Source organism: Streptomyces sp. NPDC052107, from assembly GCF_040680215.1.
GTDB lineage: Bacteria > Actinomycetota > Actinomycetes > Streptomycetales > Streptomycetaceae > Streptomyces.
On sequence record NZ_JBFAWG010000174.1, the window covers coordinates 1 to 7,182 of the forward strand.

General features: G+C 68.0%; 7 protein-coding genes. 1 reads left to right on the forward strand and 6 read right to left on the reverse strand.

Annotated elements, in window-relative coordinates; translation table 11 throughout:
• Positions 1–133: 133 nt before the first annotated feature.
• The gene (locus AB0M27_RS45840; RefSeq protein ID WP_365732015.1) at positions 134–1,108 is read right to left on the reverse strand and encodes an NADP-dependent oxidoreductase; all 975 of its coding nucleotides are present in this window, start codon (positions 1,106–1,108) and stop codon (positions 134–136) included.
• A 31-nt stretch (positions 1,109–1,139) separates the two neighbouring features.
• Positions 1,140–2,252, reverse strand: coding sequence for an oxygenase MpaB family protein (locus tag AB0M27_RS45845; protein ID WP_365732017.1), 1,113 nt, complete (start codon positions 2,250–2,252; stop codon positions 1,140–1,142).
• A 57-nt stretch (positions 2,253–2,309) separates the two neighbouring features.
• Here AB0M27_RS45845 and AB0M27_RS45850 point away from each other — a divergent pair, with 57 nt between their 5' ends.
• A complete protein-coding gene (locus AB0M27_RS45850) occupies positions 2,310–3,041 on the forward strand; it encodes a TetR/AcrR family transcriptional regulator C-terminal domain-containing protein (RefSeq protein ID WP_365732019.1) in 732 nt (243 codons plus the stop codon).
• Positions 3,042–3,111: 70 nt separating this feature from the next.
• Here the strand turns inward: AB0M27_RS45850 and AB0M27_RS45855 are convergent, their stop codons facing one another.
• The 4 genes from AB0M27_RS45855 to AB0M27_RS45870 form a co-directional block, all read right to left on the reverse strand.
• Positions 3,112–4,128 carry an Lrp/AsnC family transcriptional regulator gene (locus AB0M27_RS45855; protein ID WP_365732021.1) on the reverse strand — a complete coding sequence of 339 codons (1,017 nt, stop codon included), beginning with the start codon at positions 4,126–4,128 and terminating at the stop codon, positions 3,112–3,114.
• 23 nt (positions 4,129–4,151) lie between these two features.
• On the reverse strand, positions 4,152–5,045 hold the full coding sequence (locus tag AB0M27_RS45860) for an alpha/beta fold hydrolase (protein WP_365732023.1): 894 nt from the start codon (positions 5,043–5,045) through the stop codon (positions 4,152–4,154).
• Positions 5,042–6,520 (reverse strand): CoA transferase, encoded by a 1,479-nt coding sequence (locus tag AB0M27_RS45865; RefSeq protein WP_365732025.1) that lies wholly within the window; start codon positions 6,518–6,520, stop codon positions 5,042–5,044. The genes AB0M27_RS45860 and AB0M27_RS45865 overlap by 4 nt, the downstream gene beginning before the upstream one ends.
• A 404-nt stretch (positions 6,521–6,924) precedes the next feature.
• Complete coding sequence (locus tag AB0M27_RS45870; protein WP_365732027.1) at positions 6,925–7,062, reverse strand: hypothetical protein; 138 nt, start codon at positions 7,060–7,062, stop codon at positions 6,925–6,927.
• Positions 7,063–7,182 lie beyond the last annotated feature (120 nt).

Below are 7,182 nucleotides of genomic sequence, written 5' to 3' on the forward strand. Positions count from 1 at the left end.
CCTCCATGCTCACCGGCCGGACGAACACACTCGGTCGACGCCCCACGACCACCTCCAAGATCAGATCTTGGAGACAGTCTGCTGGCCGACGGGCAGCAGGTCGATTACCCGGCCAAGGCGGCGTGACAAGCCACTAGTTGACGAGAAGAACTTTCCCCCGGGTGTGTTTGCTCTCGACATGCGCATGGGCCGCCGCGACGTCGGTCAGGGGGTAGCGCTGTTGGACCTCTGGAACCAGTGCGCCGTCTTGTACGAACCTGCTGAGCTCACGCAGGTCGTCGTGGTCGGGGTGCACGACGACGAGGGACGTCCTCTGCGGCAGAAGCCGCGTGAGCGCTGTCGCGGCGATGTTGGCAGCCGACGGCACAGTCGTGACGTGACGGCCGGTCCGCTTGAGGGCATCGCTCACCTCACCACGCGACAGGTTGCCGAACACGTCGAAGACTGCGTCGTAGCGTTGCCCCGCAGGGAGTCGTCCGTGTCCGTAGTCGTGAGTGTGGTCAGCACCGAGTCGTCGGCAGTGTTCCAGGCTGGCTGAGCTCGACACGGCGGTCACTTCTGCGCCGAAGGCTTTGGCGATCTGAATCGCGTAGGTGCCGACCCCGCCACTGGCTCCGTTGATGAGCACCGACTGGCCCGCCTTGAGTGACGCGTTGTCGCGCAGGGCCTGTAGAGCGGTCAGGCCGGCGAGCGGGATCGCCGCCGCGTCGACCAGTGGCAGAGAGCGGGGGGCTGGCACCGCCTCCTGGCGACGGCACGACACCAGGTCCGCTGCCGCCCGTCCCTGCCACCCGCTGAGCATGCCGAATACGGGCGTGCCGACCGGCATGTCGTCGACGCGGCTGTCGGTCACGATCCCGGCGAAGTCGTAACCAGTGCCCTTGGGAAACCGCGCTCCTGCCTGATGCTTGAAGCGGCCCTTACGTACGAACGTGTCCTTGGGGTTCACGCTGGACGCGACGACTTCGATCATCAAATCCTGCATCGCCGGTTCGGGTTGCTCAACGACCGTCAGAACACTGGCTGGTCCGAAACGGTCGTACATCGCTGCGCGCATCGCCTTTCCTTCGTGGTCGGTCGCACGGCTGCCTCCCGGCGACTCGCTCATGACCGGGCTCCGGTGGTCCGATCTCCCGTGCTCATGGGGTGCGCTCACCGGCCGCCCGCTCGGACAGCGCCTGGCGATGCAGTGCGCGTGCGGACTCGATGAGGTTCGTACCGTCCGGTCCCCACATCAGGCGCAGGAACTTGCGCTCGATCGAGGGCTGTTGCAGCAGCCACATCATCGGCATCGCAGCGCGCCGGGCGATGGCGGACAAGCCGGAGAGGCCGGGACCGATGCCCATGGACCATCGCGCCTTGCCGGGCATCGCGCCCAGGACCGGGAGTTCCAGCAGCATCACTTCGACGAACACCGGTATGAAGGCGTGCCGTTGGGACAGGTTCATGTTCTTGAACATGGTGATGAGGCCGGTCCGGTAGTTCAGCTGTCCTGTCTCGGGGCTGATGTCGAACGTCTTGCTCGGTGCGAACAGCTCCTCGTACTTCGCATACAGGGCTCGCAGCTCTGCCATGGTGGTCGGGATCTCGTCCTCGACAGCGCCGACGAGTCGCAGGTAGGCGCCAGCCTCGGCGACGAACTGGTCACGTTGCGCGGGCGTCAGGCGGTGCGGGAGCCGGCCGTCGCGGAAGGCGAAGCTCTCGTACATCCAAAGGGCGGGATGCAGTTCCGTGAGGGCGGCCCACATGGTCTCGCGTGGACTGGTGGCGGAGTACCCGCCGAGCTCCGGCCTGCCGACGTCGATGACGTCGCCGGTGACCTTCCGGTGGAATCGGTCCAGGTGCTTGGCCATCAGCTGCGCCGTCGGCGTGTCGCCGAACCACATCGGCGCGTGCATGCCCAGGTTGCGCGAGATCCGCTCGAAGAAGTCGAAGAACGTCGCGGTCCCCGCCCGGCCCTTGCGCGAGACCGGGTCACGATCCCGCAGGCCCGCGGCCGTTCCCTTGTAACCGCGCGTCTGCATCAGTACCTGCGCGGTGTTGAGGAACACCGTCGTGGCCGGATGCAGCAGCACTTCCCACGCGACACTGCCGGGTCCGAACAGCCCGTAGTCGGGCGAGCCGTCGGCCTTGACCGACGAGCCGGCCGGTACCGGTTCGCCGAAGCGGCGCCAGCGGCGCTCCGTCCCCAGGACCTGCTCCTTGGTGATGACCGAGGTGTCAGCAACGCGCTCCGGTCCGCCGTGAGCCATGATCAAGCCTCCTAAATCACGAGCGTGATTCCTTCGATTCACGGTAGAATCACGAACGTGATTACACAAGGAGTGCCGACGGACCACCCGGCCGAGGCCGACCAAGCCCGCGCAGGCCGCACGCGACGCACACGCGGGCAGAGCGCGGGCCTGGACCCGGCCCGCATCGTCGCTGCCGCCCGGTCACTGGAACCCGGCGCGATCACCATGCAAGCGGTCGCCGACGCGCTGGGCGTCGACCGCTCCGCGATCAACAACCACGTCGCGAACAAGGACGCGCTGCTCCGGGACGTCGCCCTGGACGTCTTCGCCGAGTCCTTCGCCACCGTCCGGATCGGCGCACGCCTCAGCTGGCAGGACATCTGCCGTCAGTACGCACGCGGATTCGCCGACAGCGTGATTGCGACCGGCCCGCTCGCGCAGCACCTCGTCAGCGGTGCCCCCTTCCAGCGCACGGTCCTGCACGCGGCCGAGGCGATGCTCGGCGCGATGGTCGACGGGGGCATCGACAGCGACACCGCGATCCGCATGCTGGCCCTCCTCAACAACGTCTGCCTGCAATACGCCCACGACCACATCGCAGCCTTGGGCGCGGAACAGGGCCCGCTGCTCACCGCGCTGCGCCAGGCGCTGACGGAACGCAACGCCGACGAATTCCCGCACCTGGCGCGCATCGCCGCCGACCTGCCCGACGTCTCCGCCCGCACCCAGCTCGACGTGAGCGTCGAGATCATCATCGACGGCGCCGAAGCATTCGCCGGAAAGCATGGGACGCACTCCAACAAATAGGTCGGCCGCCCGGTTCCCGTAACGGCCGGCCATCAACACCCTCGTCGGCTACTACGGCGACCAAGGAAAGCTAAGCCCACGGGTCGACGGGGACGACGGCGGCGGCGCGGTCGTCGGCGCCGATGAGTCGTCCCCAGGATTTGACGGTTCGCAAAACAATCTGCCGGTCGTCGATCTCGATGCCGGGCCTCGCCGCGCGGATACGCCGCAACAGCGGCTCAAGTGCCTGCAGGTCGTGCAGTTGTGCGGTGACGAACAGGTTGGCCGTCCCGGCCACGGCGGCGCACACCCGGGTCTCAGGCCATCGGCCGATGTCACGGCCGACCTCGTAGAGCAGGTCGTCGGGCACCCGCATGGAGAGCGCAACGTACAGGTGCCAGCCGCCGGCGAAGCGGATGAAGTCGGTGCGAAAGGTGAGCATTCCGGTGCGGGTGAGATGTTCCAGCCGACGCTTTACCACGGGCTCGGAGCGGCCCAGACGTTTGGCGAGGTCGCGCAGGCTCATCCGGCCGTCGATCTGCAACGCCTGGAACAGGACCTTGTCGAAGGCATCCGGTTCCCGGACGGCCTGCCTGCCGTGGTGCTCGGGATTGGCGGCGGACAGTTCGTGCGCGGCGTTCGCGTCGATTGCGCCAAGCCGCCAGTGGGCGCCGCTGAACAGCTCCATGACCGGCCGTGCCCGGGTTCTATGGACGCCTGGGGTGGGAGCGAGGCCGTCGACGAGCAGTGCGGACATGTTCGCGATGTCCTGGGCGACGACGAGCGCGAACAGGTCCCAGGTGCCCGAGGTCAGGTGGACGCTGGCCACTCGCGGGTTCTCCGCCAGCGTCCGGGCCACGTCGGTGACCTGCCCGGGAGCGCACGTCACGTCGACCACGGCACCGGCGAGCGGCATGGCCGGTCCGGGGGCGGAGGAGATCCACGCGGCGCCGCCGCGGGTCAGCCTGCGCCAGCGGCGCCCGACGGTGACAGCGGACAGGTCCAGGATGGCGCCGAGTTGTTCGAAGCTGGCACGGGGGTTGATGTGCAGGGCATCGATGAGGGCGACGTCGTCCTCATCGATGCCCTGACGTTCTGCGGCGGTCACGGGGCCATTGTGGTGGACAACCGTCACCTCGGCGCGGACAGCAGGTGCCGTCCGATGAGGTCGGCGCAGACCAGGTCGGGACAGGAACGGCCCCAGAACCAAGGCATCGGGGTATGCGCGGGGTTGGGTATCTGATGGCCGCCCCCGTGGATGGTGAACAGGCTCACCGGTGTGGAGCTGTCACCGCCGTAGGTGGTGGTCGTCACTGTGGAGACCTCAGTGCCATCCGCGTGGTGAAGCGGTTGGGTGACCGGCGGGCCGGTGATGCCGTTGCGTGCTGCGTAATACGCCGCCGTTTCCGCGGCCGAGTGGTGCAGACCGCGAGGGAACAGCCCTCTGAGGCTCACCATGCCGCCGTCGTAGGGGGCCAGCGGATCGGCGGTGCCGTGGAAGAGGAGCACGGGTACCGCCGCGTTGGCCAGTGGACTGGTCTCGGTCCAATACGCGGCGGGCAGCGTGCTGCTGATGATCGCCGCACCCGCCACTCGCTGCGGTACCTCCTGAAGCAGCCGCATCACCATCTGACCGCCGAGGGAGAATCCGATCACATACACACGATCCGGCGCGGTTCCGTGCGTGGCGGCCATCGCCTCGACCAGGTCGGCGAAGAATCCGACATCGTCGACGCCCCGGCGCTGTGCCGGAGTGTCGATGTCACGGGCGCCGTTCCAGTCCCTGCGGTACCCGTCCGGATACACCACGACCGCGTCGGCACTGGTCGCGAAGGTGTCGAACGAGCGGCCACTGAACCGGCGCACGGACCGGCCGGTCTGACCGGTGCCGTGGAAGACGACCACCAACGGCCGGCCCGGGCATCCGAACCTATCCCGCCGGTCGGCGCTGACCTGTAGGAAGGTGCGCGTGAGCCCGCCGGCCTCCAGCGTGCCCGGCAGCGCGCGCATCGTCGCGGCCGTCACCGCCACTCGGGGCGGCTCGAGCCGCGCGGGACGAGAGCGGGCTCCGACCACGCAGGCGGGGTGAGGCCGAACTCGACCTGCGGTGCGGGAAAGTGCAGGGCTCCCAGCGGCGTCTGGGCATCGAACGCTTTCGGCTCGCGCAGGCTGTGCTGTTCGTCGCTGCCGGCGAGCGCCGGGCTGACCAGACCGAGCGTGAGGTACCACATCGCGTTGCGGGTCAGGTTGACCGTCACGTGCCAGCTGCCGCCGACCGTGGCCCGCTTGACCAGGGCCGCCGTCGCGCCGGCGGCTCCCATGTAGCCGGTGATGAAGTCGTTGATCATCCCGGTGACGGGCAGTTTCGGTTCCTCGGGCGAGCCGGCGGCGGCCATCAGCCCGGAGGCCGCGGAACCGTTCATGTCGAATCCGCCGCGGTCGGCCCACGGGCCCTCGGATCCGTAACAGGTCACTGAGACATGGACCAGGCCGGGGTAGCGCTCGGCCAGCCGATCCGGAGCCAGTCCCAGTTTCTCCAGCTTGTCGCCGCGATGGTTGTTGACCAGGACGTCCGCGTCGGCCAGCAGCTCGTCCAGCAGCCTCTGCCCGCGATCGGTGTTCAGATCCAGCAGTGTGCTGCGCGATCCGATGTTGGCCTCGGTGTAGATGAAGGCGTGCTCGTAGTCGTTGACCCGGGTGGCGCACAGCACGTCGGCACCCTGCTCGGCCAAGGTGCGCCCCACGGTGGGGCCGGCGATCGCATGCGTGAAGGACAACACCTTCACCCCCTCCAACGGGCGCGACGCCGACCCGAAGTCCTTGACCGGCGCCGCACCGATCCGCTCCAGCCCGATCACCGGCTGCGAGGCCAGCAACCGGCCCTGCGGGTGCGCCGCCCATTCCTCGGCCGTGCGGGCCACACAGAGCGGCAGCCCGGCGGCGTTGGCCGCGTCCTCCAGTTCGAACGCGTCCCACCGTGCGAAGGCGGCAGCGACCTTCTCCTTGTCCGGAGGCACGTCCAGGAACCGGCACCACTTGGCCGCCAGATGCGGATACACCCCGGAAGCCATAACTGTCCGGCCGTCCCGGGTCCGGTAGCTGTCCAGCAGGAAAGGATTGTCGAAGACCAGCGCGTGCTCCGGGAGTTCGCCGTTGAGCGTCGGATGCCAGAACGCGTGCGGAGTGATGTGGTGCACCGCCTGCCGCAGATCCAGGTGCAGGTCCTGCCCCACTCCCGTCCGAATCCGATGCAACGCCGCCGCACCCACAGCGCCGGCCATCATCGGAATCCCGACCGCCGCTCCCAGACGGATCCGGTCCGCCACGATCGGATCCTCACCGGCGAACGACACCCGGCCACCCGCATCGCCGATCGACAGCCCTACCGGCGCCAACAACTCCTCCAGCGCCGCCCGCGGGTCGAACTCCCCCGACGCCGAAGTGCCCTCGCGTGCTGCCGCGCCACCCTGCTCCACCATGGTGTTCCCTCCAATGTTCACCGTCACAGTCCTCCAGCCGACCCTGGAGTGCTGCGATTGACGGAAAGCGCTCCTGCCCGTACAGACGTGACGGAAAGCGCCAACACAGATGCCGTTTGAGCAGGAAACCTTCCGAGCCGGCAGGGGCGCAGAGCGGCGGGCTGCCTGGCAGGGGTACGGCCTTGGATCAACCGGTCGGCGTCACAGCAGACCGTCGGCCTGCAGGCGGGGCATCCACATGCCGCGGTTGAGTTCGTTGCAGCCGAAAAGTCGAGGAAACGGAGGCTGTCGGGACTGTCAGAGCCAAGAACAAGACATTCCCCGGGCTGGAGTACATACCTCCAGCACCTGAAGCGTCAGGACCGGCTAGGTCACGGACTCCGCGCTGAGGCATGTGCGGCGCAGGTCGGTGCCGATGCTGACGGTCAGTATTCGCCTTCGCCTTCGGTAAACGGCTCGGCAAGACGCTGGGCGAGGCCGTCCTGCCACTGTTGCGCCCAGTGCCGGAGCTCCGCGATACGTGCGGCGTCCAGACCGTAGGCTTCGAACTCGGCGTCGCTCACCCATGCCACCGATTCCAGGCGATCGCCGGAGTTCCGCAGCAAATCGGCCTTCTGGCAGGTGATGCATGGCAAACCTGCTGGTCAGGCGGTTGAGACATAGCGGCAGGCGTCAGAATCCCT